At 44.7% G+C, this 16,362-nt stretch carries 12 protein-coding genes; all 12 read right to left on the bottom strand.

Going from position 1 to position 16,362, the window contains the following annotated elements:
* The coding region (locus QNM18_RS23770; protein ID WP_284138617.1) for a GTP-binding protein at positions 1 to 664 on the bottom strand (664 nt) is incomplete at its 3' end.
* 57 nt (positions 665 to 721) lie between these two features.
* Positions 722 to 2,836 carry an elongation factor G gene (fusA, locus tag QNM18_RS23775; protein ID WP_211012797.1) on the bottom strand — a complete coding sequence of 705 codons (2,115 nt, stop codon included), beginning with the start codon at positions 2,834 to 2,836 and terminating at the stop codon, positions 722 to 724.
* 27 nt (positions 2,837 to 2,863) lie between these two features.
* Positions 2,864 to 3,334, bottom strand: a complete 471-nt coding sequence (gene rpsG / locus QNM18_RS23780; RefSeq protein ID WP_023400582.1) for a 30S ribosomal protein S7 — start codon at positions 3,332 to 3,334, stop codon at positions 2,864 to 2,866.
* 101 nt (positions 3,335 to 3,435) lie between these two features.
* Positions 3,436 to 3,810 (bottom strand): 30S ribosomal protein S12, encoded by a 375-nt coding sequence (rpsL, locus tag QNM18_RS23785; RefSeq protein ID WP_010387308.1) that lies wholly within the window; start codon positions 3,808 to 3,810, stop codon positions 3,436 to 3,438.
* Positions 3,811 to 4,237: 427 nt separating this feature from the next.
* On the bottom strand, positions 4,238 to 8,419 hold the full coding sequence (gene rpoC, locus QNM18_RS23790; RefSeq protein WP_284138618.1) for a DNA-directed RNA polymerase subunit beta': 4,182 nt from the start codon (positions 8,417 to 8,419) through the stop codon (positions 4,238 to 4,240).
* 104 nt (positions 8,420 to 8,523) lie between these two features.
* Entirely contained in the window at positions 8,524 to 12,549 is a 4,026-nt protein-coding gene (gene rpoB / locus QNM18_RS23795) for a DNA-directed RNA polymerase subunit beta (RefSeq protein ID WP_211012799.1), read from the bottom strand.
* A gap of 264 nt (positions 12,550 to 12,813) precedes the next feature.
* Positions 12,814 to 13,176, bottom strand: a complete 363-nt coding sequence (gene rplL / locus QNM18_RS23800; RefSeq protein ID WP_023400585.1) for a 50S ribosomal protein L7/L12 — start codon at positions 13,174 to 13,176, stop codon at positions 12,814 to 12,816.
* Between the two features lie 72 nt (positions 13,177 to 13,248).
* A complete protein-coding gene (gene rplJ, locus QNM18_RS23805; RefSeq protein WP_023400586.1) occupies positions 13,249 to 13,743 on the bottom strand; it encodes a 50S ribosomal protein L10 in 495 nt (164 codons plus the stop codon).
* A gap of 337 nt (positions 13,744 to 14,080) precedes the next feature.
* Positions 14,081 to 14,785 (bottom strand): 50S ribosomal protein L1, encoded by a 705-nt coding sequence (rplA, locus tag QNM18_RS23810; RefSeq protein WP_023400587.1) that lies wholly within the window; start codon positions 14,783 to 14,785, stop codon positions 14,081 to 14,083.
* Between the two features lie 6 nt (positions 14,786 to 14,791).
* Positions 14,792 to 15,220: a 50S ribosomal protein L11 gene (gene rplK / locus QNM18_RS23815; RefSeq protein WP_010387320.1), complete on the bottom strand. Its 429-nt coding sequence runs from the start codon at positions 15,218 to 15,220 to the stop codon at positions 14,792 to 14,794.
* Between the two features lie 186 nt (positions 15,221 to 15,406).
* A complete protein-coding gene (gene nusG / locus QNM18_RS23820) occupies positions 15,407 to 15,964 on the bottom strand; it encodes a transcription termination/antitermination protein NusG (RefSeq protein WP_023400588.1) in 558 nt (185 codons plus the stop codon).
* Between the two features lie 4 nt (positions 15,965 to 15,968).
* Positions 15,969 to 16,346 (bottom strand): preprotein translocase subunit SecE, encoded by a 378-nt coding sequence (gene secE / locus QNM18_RS23825; RefSeq protein ID WP_023400589.1) that lies wholly within the window; start codon positions 16,344 to 16,346, stop codon positions 15,969 to 15,971.
* Positions 16,347 to 16,362 lie beyond the last annotated feature (16 nt).

Genomic DNA, 16,362 nt, shown 5'->3' on the forward strand with positions numbered 1-16,362 from the left:
GGATTGAGAATACGTCTTCGATAGGCATGATGAATGGCTTATCGATGTCACGCTCTGGCTCTGGGATGTAAGAATCTAGTGCTTCTGCAAGCTCAACGATCTTGTCTTCCCACTCTTTCTCGCCTTCTAGTGCTTTAAGAGCTGAACCTTGGATTAGTGGTAGGTCATCACCTGGGAAATCGTACTCAGAAAGAAGTTCACGAACTTCCATTTCTACTAGCTCGATTAGTTCTTCGTCGTCAACCATGTCACATTTGTTCATGAATACGATGATGTAAGGTACACCAACCTGACGAGAAAGTAGGATGTGCTCACGAGTCTGAGGCATAGGACCGTCAGTTGCAGCAACTACTAGGATCGCGCCGTCCATCTGAGCAGCACCAGTGATCATGTTTTTAACGTAGTCAGCGTGTCCAGGACAGTCAACGTGTGCGTAGTGACGAGTTGGAGTATCGTACTCTACGTGTGAAGTTGCGATTGTGATACCACGCTCACGCTCTTCTGGAGCGTTATCGATTTGAGCGAAGTCACGTGCTTCACCACCGTATACTTTTGCAAGTACGTTAGTGATTGCTGCAGTTAGAGTTGTTTTACCGTGGTCAACGTGGCCGATTGTACCTACGTTTACGTGCGGTTTCGAACGTTCAAACTTTTCTTTTGCCATTTTAAAATTTCCTATAAAGAAATTAAAGTCCAGTCCTAAGACCGGACCGAACTAAAATTACTTAACAGCGCGAGCTGCAATTATTGCGTCGGCAACGTTTTTCGCCGCTTCTGCGTACTTGGAAAATTCCATTGAGTACGAGGCACGACCTTGCGTTGCAGAACGTAAATCGGTTGCATAACCAAACATTTCAGACAGTGGAACTTGCGCATTGACAAGTTTAAGACCACCAAAAGCGTCTTCCATACCTTCGATCATGCCGCGACGACGGTTTAAGTCGCCTACTACGTCACCCATGTTTTCTTCAGGGGTAGTGACTTCAACTTTCATAACAGGTTCTAAAAGCACTGGTTGCGCTTCTAAAGCACCATTTCTGAAGCCCATTGAACCGGCGATCTTAAAGGCCATTTCATTTGAGTCAACGTCGTGGAAAGAGCCGTCAAATAACGTCGCTTTCACACCTAACAGAGGGTAGCCCGCAAGCACACCTTGTTTCATTTGCTCTTGAATACCTTTATCAACCGCTGGGATGTATTCCTTAGGAACCGTACCACCTACGATTTCATTAACGAATTCGTATGTTGGTGCGTCTTCATCAGAAAAATCCATTGGTTCCAATTTCAGCCATACGTGACCATATTGACCACGACCACCTGATTGACGTACGAACTTACCTTCGGCTTCTACAGAACCACGGATGGTTTCTCTGTATGCCACCTGCGGCTTACCAACGTTACAAACAACGTTGAACTCACGTTTCATACGGTCAACAATGATATCTAGGTGAAGCTCACCCATACCAGAGATGATCGTTTGACCTGACTCTTCGTCAGTTTCAACACGGAAAGACGGATCTTCTGCCGCTAGTTTGCCTAGTGCAATACCCATTTTTTCCTGATCTGCGACTGTTTTCGGCTCTACCGCTACTGAGATCACTGGCTCTGGAAATTCCATACGCTCTAATGTGATCACTGAATCTTGAGAACAAAGCGTGTCACCAGTGGTAACGTCTTTAAGTCCAATCGCAGCAGCAATATCACCAGCGCGAACTTCTTTAATTTCTTCGCGCGAATTTGAGTGCATCTGAACAATACGACCAAAACGCTCTTTTTTACCCTTTACAGGGTTATAAACAGAGTCACCTTGACCTACTGTACCAGAATAAACTCGGAAGAAAGTCAGTGTACCAACAAATGGGTCCGTCGCAATTTTAAACGCCAACGCCGAAAACGGCGCGTCGTCGCTAGCTGGACGAGTAGCCTCAGAATCATCCTCAAGGATACCCTGAATCTCTTTAACCTCAGTTGGTGAAGGCATGAATTCAATAACCGCATCAAGCACAGCTTGAACACCTTTGTTTTTGAAAGCACTACCACAAGACATTGGTACAATTTCATTACTCAATGTCAGTTGACGAATCGCAGATTTAATCTCCTCTTCGCTCAACTCACCTTCTTCTAAATATTTGTCCATTAGCTCTTCAGTCGCTTCCGCTGCACTTTCAACTAAGTGAGAGTGCCACTCTTCAGCTAAATCCTGAAGGTCTGCCGGGATCTCTTCGTATGTGAAAGTCATACCCTGGTCATCTTCATTCCAGTTAATGGCTTTCATTTTGATGAGATCGATAACACCTTTAAATTCATCTTCAGCACCAATAGGTAGCTGAATAGGCACAGGTGTCGCACCAAGACGGTCTTTCACCTGATCCACAACTGCCAAGAAATCTGCACCAGTACGGTCCATCTTGTTAACGAAGATCATACGAGGAACTTCGTATTTATTGGCTTGACGCCAAACAGTTTCTGTTTGTGGTTGTACGCCTGATGAAGCACAAAGAACAACAACTGCACCATCAAGTACACGCAATGAGCGTTCTACTTCGATAGTAAAGTCTACGTGTCCTGGAGTATCAATGATATTGATGCGATGCTCAGGAAACTGAGCATCCATACCTTTCCAGAAACACGTTGTCGCAGCAGAAGTAATGGTAATACCACGCTCCTGCTCCTGCTCCATCCAGTCCATAGTTGCAGCACCATCATGTACCTCACCAATTTTGTGAGACAGACCCGTGTAATAAAGTACACGCTCTGTAGTGGTGGTTTTACCTGCATCTACGTGAGCACAAATACCGATGTTACGATAGCGCTCAATTGGAGTAGTACGTGCCATAATATCCTCTTAAAGGTCTTGGGCAGATTACCAACGGTAGTGAGCGAATGCTTTGTTCGCTTCAGCCATACGGTGAACGTCTTCACGTTTCTTAACCGCAGTGCCTTTGTTTTCCGCAGCGTCAAGGATCTCTTGTGCAAGACGAAGACCCATTGACTTCTCGCCACGCTTACGTGCAGAGTCAACTAACCAACGCATACCTAATGCGTTGCGACGAACTGGACGTACTTCAACTGGTACTTGGTATGTAGAACCACCAACACGGCGAGATTTAACCTCAACCGCAGGGCGTACATTTTCAAGTGCAGCTTCAAAGATTTCTAGGTGCGACTTGCCTGATTTATCAGCAGCCACGTCTAGCGCACCGTATACGATTTTTTCAGCAGTAGATTTCTTGCCGTCTAACATTACTACGTTAACGAATTTAGCAAGAAGTTCTGATCCGAACTTCGGATCTGGAAGAATTTTACGTTGACCTATTACGCGTCTTCTAGGCATTTTATCTCTCCGATATCTTCAGGTTCGTTTTTTAAACGAATACCCAAAACAAATTATTCAATATTAAAACTTAAGTGCTTGGCCTTACTAACGGAGAACCATTAGCCCTTAGGACGTTTTGCACCGTACTTAGAACGACCTTGTTTACGATCGTTAACACCCGCACAGTCAAGCGCACCACGAACTGTGTGGAAACGCACACCAGGTAAGTCTTTAACACGACCACCACGGATAAGGATTACACTGTGCTCCTGAAGGTTGTGACCTTCACCGCCAATGTAAGAAGTTACTTCGAAACCGTTCGTAAGACGAACACGCGCTACTTTACGTAGTGCAGAGTTTGGTTTCTTTGGTGTAGTTGTATATACACGAGTACATACACCACGCTTTTGTGGACAAGCTTTAAGAGCAGCAGAGTTGCTCTTTGTAACCTTGCTGCGACGTGGCTTACGTACTAGCTGGTTAATAGTTGCCATTAAATAGCTCCTGATTAGTTAAAATTACTACTGAAAAAATAAAATCGACCCAAATTTTCCTTCCATTTTAATGGAACGAATAAATGGGTGGCCGAATTTTAATGAGCAAAGATTAACCTGTCAATAAAAATCCATTTTACAGCGGTATTTTTCGTCGAATTTGTCGTTTTTGAGGCCGTACTTTTAGCTCGTAGACTTTTTATGACTTATCCTGATTTGTAAAACAGTTATATGTCACATCATAAGAAAGATATCATCTTATGCACTTCGTACCTTTATCAGAAATTTACTGAAGCCACAAATACTGACACCCGATTAAGACACCACCATGACAGGATGTACCATCTTCAAACTCGTAAAATGTGCACAGATCAAAAAGGCCGCCCTATAGGCGGCCTTTTAATAATGAGTATGGAGCGTTTAAAGCTTACTCATTACCGCCTAAAAGGTCAGCGTTAAGTGCATCTGTAAGCGCTTGTGACGCTTCTTCAGCACTAACCGTTTGCTCTTCCACTGGTAGCTCGCTTTCTTTACGACGGTTAATGCGCTCTTGGTGATACGCAAAACCAGTACCAGCTGGGATCAAACGACCAACGATAACGTTTTCTTTCAGACCACGAAGCTCGTCGCTCTTACCGTTTACAGCTGCTTCAGTTAGGACACGTGTTGTTTCCTGGAACGACGCTGCTGAGATGAACGATTCAGTTGCAAGTGATGCTTTAGTAATACCCATCAGCTGAATTTCGAATTTAGCTGGGATCTTACCTTGCTTCTCAAGCTCACGGTTTGCAATGTTAACGCGTGCAACTTCCGCTTGCTCACCAGCTAAGAACTCAGTGTCACCACCGTCAAGGATGATGCACTTACGTAGCATTTGGCGAACAATTGTTTCGATGTGCTTATCGTTAATCTTTACACCCTGAAGACGGTAAACTTCCTGAACTTCATTGGTGATGTAGTTAGAAACATCAGTTACACCACGTAGACGTAGGATGTCATGCGGAGATTCAGGACCATCGGCAATAACTTCACCTTTAGCAACCTGCTCACCTTCGAACACGTTAAGCTGACGCCATTTCGGGATCATCTCTTCGTATGCATCACCTTGATCTGGTGTGATAACTAGACGTTTCTTACCTTTAGTCTCTTTACCGAAGCTTACAGTACCAGTGATCTCTGCAAGGATGGCAGGATCTTTTGGCTTACGCGCTTCGAATAAGTCAGCAACTCGAGGTAGACCACCGGTGATATCACGAGTCTTCGAACCTTCTTGTGGGATACGCGCTAATACGTCACCCGGCTGAACAGTTGCACCATCTGTCACTTCAATCGTGGTGAATGAAGGTAGACGGATTTCCTGTAGGCCACGCTCTTCGTTTTCGATGATTAACTTAGGCTCTTTTGCATTTACCTTAGCTAGATCTTTAACTACAACACGTGTTAGACCAGTTAGTTCATCAGTCTGAGCTTCTGTGTTTGAGTCATCAATATCGCTGAACGATACCTTTGACTGGTGCTCGATAACGATTGGGTGACTATGCGGGTCCCAGTTAGCAACGATATCGCTACCTTTAACCTCTGCACCATCTTGAACAGTAAGTACAGCACCGTAAGGCACTTTATAACGCTCTTTCTCACGGCCTTGCTCATCAATAACCGTAATTTCTGTAGAACGTGAAGTTACAACGATCTTGCCGTCAGTATTAATTACAAACTTGGCGTTATGTAACTTCATGCTACCGTTGTTTTTAACTTGTACGCTGTTTTCTGCAGACGCTCGAGATGCCGCACCACCGATGTGGAATGTACGCATCGTAAGCTGTGTACCTGGCTCACCGATTGACTGAGCTGCAATTACACCGACTGCCTCACCTGGATTGATGATATGGCCACGTGCAAGGTCACGACCGTAACAGTTAGCACATACACCAAAGTCATTGTCACACGTGATTACAGAGCGAACTTTAACTTCATCTACTGAGTGCTCTTCTAAAAGGTCACACAGTTTTTCGTCAAGCATCACATTACGCTCGACCAGTACTTCATCAGTACCTGGCTTACATACGTCTTCTGCAACAACACGACCTAGAACTCGCTCGCGAAGCGGCTCTACAACGTCACCACCTTCGATAAGCGGCTTCATTACTAGGCCTTCTAACGTGCCACAATCTGATTCATTGATAACCAAATCTTGCGCAACGTCTACTAGACGACGTGTTAGGTAACCCGAGTTCGCTGTCTTAAGTGCGGTATCGGCAAGACCTTTACGTGCACCGTGCGTCGAGATGAAGTACTGAAGTACGTTTAGACCTTCACGGAAGTTTGCCGTGATTGGCGTCTCGATGATTGAACCATCTGGACGTGCCATTAGACCACGCATACCTGCTAGCTGACGGATCTGAGCGGCACTACCACGAGCACCAGAGTCGGCCATCATGAATACTGAGTTGAAAGAGTCTTGCTGCTCTTCTTTACCCTGTGCATTCACAACTGTATCTTTCGATAAGTTCGCCATCATTTCACGTGATAGGTTTTCGTTAACACGTGACCAGATATCGATAACTTTGTTGTACTTTTCACCCGCAGTTACAAGACCTGATTGGAACTGTTGGTTAATCTCAGCAACTTCAGCTTCTGCACGCTCGATGATTTCAGTCTTCGTAGGTGGAATAACCATATCGTTAATACCGATAGATACACCTGACTTCATCGCGTAGTGGAAACCTGTGTACATCACTTGGTCAGCAAACACAACTGTGTCTTTTAGACCTAGGCGACGGTAACACTCGTTAAGAAGACCAGAAATCTGCTTCTTACCTAGTGCTCTGTTGATAAGTTCAAACGGTAGACCTTTTGGCATGATCAATGAAAGGATCGCACGACCTACTGTTGTATCAACAATGTGAGTTATCTCCGAACGCTCGCCAGTTTCTTCGTCAACAATGGTTTCTGTTAGACGAACTTTAACACGTGCGTGAAGCTCTGCTGTACCTGTACGGTATGCTTTTTCAGCTTCTTTCGGGTCTTTAAACGCAATGCCTTCACCTTTTGCATTGATGCGGTCACGCGTCATGTAGTAGAGACCTAATACAACGTCCTGTGAAGGTACGATGATAGGCTCACCACTTGCAGGTGAAAGGATGTTGTTTGTAGACATCATTAGTGCACGAGCTTCTAGCTGTGCTTCTAATGTTAACGGTACGTGTACCGCCATTTGGTCACCATCGAAGTCAGCGTTATACGCCGCACACACCAACGGGTGTAGGTGGATTGCTTTACCTTCGATTAGAACTGGTTCAAATGCTTGGATACCAAGTCTGTGAAGTGTAGGAGCACGGTTCAATAGAACTGGGTGTTCACGGATCACTTCATCAAGTACGTCCCAAACCTCTGGTACTTCACGCTCTACCATCTTCTTCGCAGCTTTGATGGTAGTAGCCATGCCACGGCGCTCTAGTTTACCGTAGATAAATGGCTTGAATAGCTCTAGTGCCATCTTCTTCGGAAGACCACACTGGTGAAGTTTAAGCGTTGGACCAACTGTGATTACAGAACGGCCTGAGTAGTCAACACGCTTACCTAGAAGGTTTTGACGGAAACGACCTTGTTTACCTTTGATCATGTCTGCAAGCGACTTAAGAGGACGCTTGTTAGAACCTGTGATCGCACGACCGCGACGACCGTTATCAAGTAGTGCATCTACCGCTTCTTGTAACATACGCTTTTCGTTGCGTACGATGATGTCTGGTGCAGCTAGGTCAAGTAGACGCTTCAGACGGTTGTTACGGTTGATAACACGACGGTATAAGTCGTTCAGATCTGAAGTCGCGAAACGACCGCCATCTAGTGGTACTAGTGGGCGTAGATCTGGTGGAAGTACAGGTAGTACGCTCATGATCATCCACTCAGGGTTGTTACCTGATTGGTGGAACGATTCCATAAGCTTAAGACGCTTAGTAATTTTCTTACGCTTAGTCTCAGAGTTAATTGTTGGTAACTCTTCACGCATTTCTGCGATTAACTGACCAAGGTCTAGTTCGCGAAGTAGATCAAGTACAGCTTCTGCACCCATCTTCGCTTCAAACTCATCGCCGTGCTCTTCTAGTGCATCTAGGTACTCTTCTTCACCTAATAGCTGACCACGCTCAAGCGTTGTCATACCAGGCTCTGTTACTACGAATGATTCGAAGTAAAGTACGCGCTCGATGTCACGAAGAGTCATATCAAGCATTAAGCCGATACGAGACGGTAATGATTTAAGGAACCAAATGTGCGCTACTGGGCTCGCAAGCTCAATGTGACCCATGCGGTCACGACGCACTTTAGTAAGTGTAACTTCAACGCCACACTTCTCACAGATAACACCGCGGTGTTTTAGTCGCTTGTATTTACCACACAAACATTCGTAATCTTTTACTGGGCCGAAAATACGTGCACAGAATAAGCCATCACGCTCAGGCTTGAAAGTACGGTAGTTGATTGTCTCAGGTTTCTTTACTTCACCGTATGACCATGAACGAACCATGTCTGGAGAAGAAAGACCAATGCGAATTGCATCGAATTCTTCGGTCTTATTTTGTTGCTTCAGAAACTTAAGTAAGTCTTTCACCTTAGCTCTCCTGTCGGAGTTAATCTTGAGGGCGAGCTGTGCTCACCCCTTCATTCTTTACAGTTACAGTCCGGGTTGGCAGCTCAACTGAGCTGCCGGTCGGATTAACTTTCTTCCAACTCGATGTTGATACCTAGCGAGCGGATTTCTTTCAACAATACGTTGAATGACTCTGGCATACCCGGTTCCATCTTGTGGTTACCGTCTACGATGTTCTTATACATCTTAGTACGACCATTTACGTCATCCGACTTAACTGTCAACATTTCCTGTAGTGTATAGGCAGCACCGTATGCTTCTAATGCCCATACCTCCATCTCACCGAAACGCTGTCCACCGAACTGTGCTTTACCACCCAGCGGCTGCTGAGTAACTAGGCTGTAAGAACCCGTTGAACGCGCGTGCATCTTGTCGTCTACTAGGTGGTTTAGTTTCAGCATGTACATGTAACCAACAGTTACTTTACGCTCAAACGCATCACCAGTACGGCCATCATAAAGCGTTACCTGACCACTTGATGGGTAACCACCAAGCTCTAGTAGTTCTTTGATTTCGCTTTCTTTAGCACCATCGAATGCCGGCGTTGCGATTGGTAGACCACCTTTAAGGTTATTTGCTAGGCGACGAACTTCGTCATCTGAGAATGTAGCAATGTCTACTTCTTGACGACAGTCGCCAAGATCGTACGCTTTCTTGATGAAATCACGCAGCTCATGTAGTTCCGCTTGCTCTTTCATCATATCTTCGATGCGCTCACCGATACCACGTGCAGCAAGACCCATGTGTGTTTCAAGGATCTGACCGATGTTCATACGTGATGGTACACCTAGCGGGTTAAGAACGATGTCTACCGTACGACCTCTTTCGTCATATGGCATATCTTCTACTGGTACGATTGTCGAAATAACACCTTTGTTACCGTGACGACCAGCCATCTTATCACCCGGTTGGATACGACGTTTAACAGCTAAGTAAACTTTAACAATCTTAAGTACGCCCGGCGCTAAGTCATCACCTTGTGTGATCTTGCGACGCTTGTTCTCAAACTTTTTGTCGTATTCAGCTTTCAGTTCATCGTACTGCGCAGCTAACTGCTCAAGTTCAGCTTGTTGTGCTTCGTCAGCTAGGCTCTGAGTCAGTAGCTTTTCAGCATTTAGAAGTGCAATTGCATCTTCATTTTGACCAGATTCAACAAGTAGTTTACGAGCACGAGTTAAAATGCCGCCTTCAAGGATCTTGAATTCTTCGTTGAAGTCTTTCTTCGCTTCGCGAAGCTGCATTTCTTCAACTTCAAGTGCGCGCTTGTCTTTTTCAACGCCATCGCGGGTAAACACTTGAACGTCGATAACTGTACCAGAAACTGAGTTAGGCACTCGTAGAGAGCTATCTTTAACGTCAGAAGCTTTCTCACCGAAGATTGCACGTAGTAGCTTTTCTTCAGGCGTAAGCTGTGTTTCACCTTTAGGCGTTACTTTACCTACTAGGATATCGCCGCCTTTCACTTCGGCACCGATGTATACAACACCTGACTCATCCAGTTTACCAAGTGCAGACTCACCTACATTAGGGATATCAGCAGTGATTTCTTCTGGACCTAGCTTAGTATCACGTGCAATACACTGAAGCTCTTGGATGTGGATCGTTGTTAGACGATCTTCTTGTACAACTCGCTCTGAAAGTAGGATTGAATCCTCGAAGTTGTAACCATTCCAAGGCATGAACGCAACACGTAAGTTTTGACCAAGTGCCAAGTCACCTAAGTCCGTTGAAGGACCATCAGCAAGTACGTCACCGCGTACAACTGGCTCACCAACCATACAAGTTGGTTTTTGGTTAATACATGTGTTTTGGTTCGAACGCGTGTATTTAGTTAGATTGTAAATGTCGATGCCCGCTTCACCCGGAACACGCTCATCTTCATTAACGTTAACAACGATACGGCTCGCATCAGCGTACTTAACCACACCGCCACGCTTAGCTACGATTGTTACACCTGAATCTTTTGCAAGTGTACGCTCGATACCTGTACCTACTAACGGCTTATCAGCGCGTAGTGTTGGTACTGCTTGACGTTGCATGTTCGATCCCATCAATGCACGGTTCGCATCATCGTGTTCAAGGAATGGGATAAGTGCCGCTGCCACAGAGATAACCTGCTGTGGAGATACATCCATATATTGGATGCTGTCGCTAGGCATAAAGGTCGATTCACCTTTATGACGACATGGAATTAACTCTTCTGCAAATTGGTTCGCTTCAGTCAAGTTTGTATTCGCCTGTGCGATTACGAATTGACCTTCTTCGATTGCAGATAAGTAATCAACTTCGTCAGTCACTACGCCGTCAACAACTTTACGGTAAGGTGTTTCCAAGAAACCGTAATCATTTGTGCGTGCGTACGTCGATAATGAGTTGATTAGACCGATGTTTGGACCTTCAGGCGTTTCGATTGGACAAACACGACCGTAGTGCGTTACGTGTACGTCTCGAACTTCGAAGCCTGCGCGTTCACGTGTCAAACCACCCGGACCTAACGCAGAAATACGACGTTTGTGCGTAACTTCTGAAAGCGGGTTGTTTTGGTCCATGAACTGTGACAACTGAGAAGAACCAAAGAACTCTTTAACAGCTGCAGAAATCGGCTTAGCGTTGATCAAATCTTGTGGCATCACGTTATCTAGATCACCTAGACTTAAACGCTCACGTACAGCACGTTCAACACGTACTAGACCAACACGGAATTGGTTTTCAGCCATTTCACCAACAGAACGAATACGACGGTTACCTAAGTGGTCGATATCATCCACTTCACCTTTACCATTACGAATGTCGATAAGAACCTTCATAACAGAAACGATGTCTTCTTTGCTCAGTGTACCTGGGCCTGTATCTGAATCATAACCAACACGGCTATTGAACTTCATACGACCTACAGTTGATAGATCATAACGTTCGTCAGAGAAGAATAGGTTATCGAATAAAGCTTCAGCAGCTTCTTTCGTTGGTGGCTCACCAGGACGCATCATACGGTAGATTTCTACCAATGCTTCAAGGCGGTTTGAAGAAGAGTCAATACGAACAGTCTCTGACATGTACGCACCGCTGTCTACTTCATTGATGTAAAGCGTATCGATCTTAGTGTGACCCGCTTTCACAAGCTCAGCCATCAACTCAAGCGACAATTCAGCGTTCGCTTCAGCGATGATCTCACCTGTTGACTCATCGATGTAGTTTTTAGCAACTACGCGACCAATGATGTACTCATGTGGTACTTCAAGTTGCGTGATGCCTTTTTTCTCGATGTTTTTGATATGACGAGCTGTGATACGACGGCCCTGTTCAACCAATACTTCACCGTCTGCATCTTTGATATCAAATGCAGCCGTCTCACCGCGTAGGCGAGATGGTACTAGTTCCATCATCACTTTACCGTTTACAACTTCGAAACCAGTTGTTTCAAAGAATAGCGCTAGAATTTCTTCAGTTGTGAATTCTAGTGCGCGTAAAATGATTGAAGCCGGTAACTTACGACGACGGTCAATACGAACGAAAAGGTTATCTTTTACATCAAATTCAAAATCTAACCATGAACCACGGTAAGGGATAACACGTGCATTATAAAGCACTTTACCCGATGAATGAGATTTACCGCGGTCGTTATCAAAGAATACACCAGGTGAACGGTGTAGCTGAGAAACGATAACACGCTCGGTACCGTTGATTACGAAAGTACCTGTGTCTGTCATGAGCGGGATCTCGCCCATGTAAACTTCTTGCTCTTTAATGTCTTTGACTGTACCTGGAGCTTCTTTGTCCATAAGTACAAGACGTAATTTAACGCGAAGTGGAGCAGAATAAGTCACGCCGCGAATTTGACATTCTTTTACATCGAATACTGGTTCTCCGATACGGTAACTCACGTATTGAAGTTCAGAATTGCCCGAGTAGCTTTTGATAGGGAATACAGAACGGAATGCAGCTTCCAATCCAGTATCGCCATCCGCGTCCGGCGTAATGAATTTTTTAAACGATTCCAACTGCGTTTGCAAAAGGAAAGGTATATCCAAAACTTGTGGACGTTTACCAAAATCCTTACGGATACGTTTCTTTTCAGAATAAGAGTAAGCCATGGGGTTCCTCAGCTTGCTGATCTTTGACCCAACCTGTTCATGCAGAACAGCATTCATTGGCATCTAAGCCATGATAACAACATCTAAATTGTCTACCTAAACCCAACAGTTTCCCAAAAGGTTTAAATTATTGAAAAACTTGAAGAATTTAGGTTTTTATTGCGCAATAGTAATACTTTCGCTCTAGAGCGCAAAAGGGCCGGTGATTAAAAAATCACCAGCCCTTGCCTGATTTCTCAGGCAGCGAACCTAGCGTATGCTAGATTACTTGATCTCAACTTCAGCACCAGCTTCTTCAAGATCTTTCTTAAGTGCTTCAGCTTCTTCTTTAGAAACAGCTTCTTTGATTGGCGCAGGAGCAGACTCAACAAGAGCTTTTGCTTCTTTAAGGCCAAGACCAGTTGCACCACGTACAGCTTTGATAGCAGCAACTTTGTTACCGCCAGCGCCAGCTAGGATTACGTCGAACTCAGTCTTCTCTTCAGCAGCTTCAGCAGGACCAGCAGCAACAACAGCAGCAGCTGCAGTTACGCCGAATTTTTCTTCCATTGCTTCAACTAGTTCAACAACTTCCATTACTGACATTTCAGCAATCGCGTCAAGGATTTGGTCTTTAGTTACAGACATTTTAAGTTTCCTAATTAATCACGAACCCATGAGGTTCAAAAAAATTTATTGATGAAAGTGTAAAAGGTGCGATTAAGCAGCTTCTTCAGCTTTCTGAACACGTACAGCTTCAATTGTTTTAACCAATTTACCAGCTGACGCTTCTTTCATAGCGCTCATTAAGCGTGCAACAGCTTCGTCGTAAGTAGGTAGCTTAGCAAGCATATCTACGTCAACAACATTGCCTTCAAATGCAGCCGCTTTCAGTTCGAACAACTCGTTTTTCTTTGCGAAATCAGCAAAGATACGAGCAGCAGCACCTGGGTGCTCTGAAGAGAAAGCGATTAGGCTTGGGCCTACTAGCGATTCGTTAAGGCACTCATAATCAGTACCTTCAACAGCGCGTTTTGCAAGCGTGTTACGGACAACTTTCATCCATACGCCTGCTTCACGAGCTTCTTTACGAAGCGCAGTGATAGCATCTACTGTTACACCACGAGAATCTGCAACTACTGCAGATAGAGCACCTTTGGCAGCTTCGTTGACTTCAGCAACAATTGCTTTTTTGTCTTGAAGATTTAAAGCCATGGGTGTTACTCCTGGTTAATATGGGAACAAGTCCCCAGTTCTACTTTACTCACAGCCAACTGGCTATGAGCTGCTTTTTACGGCGAGAACCAGAAGATTAGGAAAAATCTAGCTGGGATTCACACCGTCTACGTAGGGAGATTAAGTAACAAAGTTACACCTACGGTCTTGGACGGAAACGCAATTTATCGATTTTATTGTAGACCAAATTTGATAAACAACAGTTCGAAATTATGCGCTTCAACCCGAATTCTTTGCTTCGTTGGAAGTGACTTCTCAACGAAATGGCGCAAAATTATAGTCTAATTTTTACGCCATGTAAACGCTAAAATCTAAATTACGCTAGCTGCGTGTTTAGAGTAGCTTGGTCTACAGCAACACCCGCGCCCATAGTCGTTGAGATGCTTACTTTCTTCAAGTAAGTACCTTTCGCTTGAGAAGGCTTAGCCTTCTTAAGAGCAACGATAAGTGCTTCAAGGTTTTCTTGAAGCTGGTTAGCGTCGAAGTCAACCTTACCGATTGTAGTGTGGATGATACCGTTCTTGTCGTTACGGTAACGAACCTGACCAGCTTTTGCGTTTTTAACTGCTTCTGCAACGTTAGGTGTTACAGTACCAGTTTTAGGGTTAGGCATAAGACCACGTGGACCTAGGATTTGACCTAGTTGACCAACAACGCGCATTGCATCTGGAGAAGCAACAACAACGTCAAAGTTCATTTCGCCTTTCTTAACCTGTTCAGCAAGGTCTTCCATACCTACTAAATCAGCACCAGCTTCTTTAGCAGCGTCAGCGTTAGCACCTTGAGTGAATACAGCAACGCGCACTTCACGACCAGTACCGTGTGGTAGTACAGTTGCACCACGTACGTTTTGGTCTGATTTACGAGCATCGATGCCAAGGTTTACAGCAACGTCAACACTTTCAGTGAATTTAGCAGTAGCTAGTTCTTTAAGAAGAGCAACAGCTTCGTTGATTTCGTACTCTTTAGTTACGTCAACTTTTTCGCGGATTACGCGCATACGCTTAGTTAATTTAGCCATTCTCAATTACCCTTCTACATTCAAGCCCATTGCACGTGCAGAACCTGCAATCGTGCGTACAGCTGCGTCCATATCAGCAGCAGTAAGGTCAGGACGTTTAGTCTCAACAATCTCTTCTAGTTGTGCACGTGTTACAGTACCAACTTTCTCAGTGTTTGGACGGCCAGAACCAGACTTGATACCTGCAGCCTTCTTAAGAAGGTAAGATGCAGGTGGCGTTTTCATATCAAAAGTGAATGAACGGTCGTTGTAAACAGAAATGATTACAGGAACTGGTGCACCTTTTTCGATAGACTCTGTACGTGCGTTGAACGCTTTACAGAATTCCATGATGTTTACACCGTGTTGACCTAGTGCAGGACCTACTGGAGGACTAGGGTTAGCCATACCAGCAGCAACTTGTAGCTTGATTAAAGCTTCAACTTTTTTAGCCATGTTAATAACCTCGTTAAATGGGTCTTAGCCTTGTGCGCGCGAGGACGCGTACTCAAACGGCTTCCCGATTAAAAAATTCGTACTTTTTGTAGTTAGCATTGAGCTAGCTACAAAAAGGCCGCTGATTATAGTTTAATCAGCGGCCTTTTTCAATTACTTTTTGCAATAGTACAAAAATAATGCAAATTAGGTGTCTTGTTCTACTTGGCCAAACTCTAAATCAACAGGTGTTGAACGACCAAAGATAAGTACAGACACTTTTAAGCGGCTCTTTTCGTAATCCACTTCTTCAACAACACCGTTGAAGTCTGCAAATGGACCATCGATAACACGAACCACTTCACCCGGCTCAAATAGCGTCGCAGGCTTAGGCGCTTCTGCGTTCTCTTGAAGACGGTTAAGAATACGATCAGCTTCACGCTGACTAATTGGTGCAGGACGATCAGATGTACCGCCAACAAAGCCCATTACACGTGGTGTGCTATTCACCAAGTGCCAAGTTGCGTCGTTCATCACCATTTGAACAAGGACGTAACCTGGGAAGAATTTACGCTCAGACTTGCGCTTTTGACCAGCACGCATCTCTACAACTTCTTCTGTAGGTACTAGTACTTCACCGAAGTCTTCTTCTAAGCCTTCAATTTTAATGTGCTCGATAATTGTTTGAGCAACGCGCTTTTCAAAACCAGAAAACGCCTGAATTACGTACCAACGTAATTTCTTTTCTTTGTTCTCATCCGACATGGGATCAGATCTCCAATCCAGTTAAAAAGCCAACAGCACGGAATAGCAAGCCATCTAATCCCCAAAGGATAAGTGCCATCACTACTGTTGCTGCCATCACGATAATTGTAGTATGTGTTGCTTCTTGACGCGTAGGCCATACAACTTTACGAACCTCAATACGAGACTCTTTTGCAAATGCAATAAAAGTACGACCTTTTTCAGTTGTCGCTGCGATACCTAAAGCGGCACCCACTGCAACTACAACACCGACGGCGCGAACCAACGCAGACATGTCTGCATACATATAGTTACCAACTACTGCGCCAGTGAGTAGTACAACTGCAACTAGCCATTTTACCGTGTCCATCGAGCTAGACGGGTTTTCAACATTAGTGCTCATAATTGTTTTACCTTAA

The organism is Pseudoalteromonas obscura, assembly GCF_030135505.1.
GTDB classification, from domain to species: domain Bacteria; phylum Pseudomonadota; class Gammaproteobacteria; order Enterobacterales; family Alteromonadaceae; genus Pseudoalteromonas; species Pseudoalteromonas obscura.

Coding starts and splice junctions, on each gene's coding strand:
- fusA (WP_211012797.1), bottom strand. CDS start 2,836: ATGGCACGTACTACTCCAATTGAGCGCTATCGTAACATCGGTATTTGT.
- rpsG (WP_023400582.1), bottom strand. CDS start 3,334: ATGCCTAGAAGACGCGTAATAGGTCAACGTAAAATTCTTCCAGATCCG.
- rpsL (WP_010387308.1), bottom strand. CDS start 3,810: ATGGCAACTATTAACCAGCTAGTACGTAAGCCACGTCGCAGCAAGGTT.
- rpoB (WP_211012799.1), bottom strand. CDS start 12,549: ATGGCTTACTCTTATTCTGAAAAGAAACGTATCCGTAAGGATTTTGGT.
- rplL (WP_023400585.1), bottom strand. CDS start 13,176: ATGTCTGTAACTAAAGACCAAATCCTTGACGCGATTGCTGAAATGTCA.
- rplJ (WP_023400586.1), bottom strand. CDS start 13,743: ATGGCTTTAAATCTTCAAGACAAAAAAGCAATTGTTGCTGAAGTCAAC.
- rplA (WP_023400587.1), bottom strand. CDS start 14,785: ATGGCTAAATTAACTAAGCGTATGCGCGTAATCCGCGAAAAAGTTGAC.
- rplK (WP_010387320.1), bottom strand. CDS start 15,220: ATGGCTAAAAAAGTTGAAGCTTTAATCAAGCTACAAGTTGCTGCTGGT.
- nusG (WP_023400588.1), bottom strand. CDS start 15,964: ATGTCGGATGAGAACAAAGAAAAGAAATTACGTTGGTACGTAATTCAG.
- secE (WP_023400589.1), bottom strand. CDS start 16,346: ATGAGCACTAATGTTGAAAACCCGTCTAGCTCGATGGACACGGTAAAA.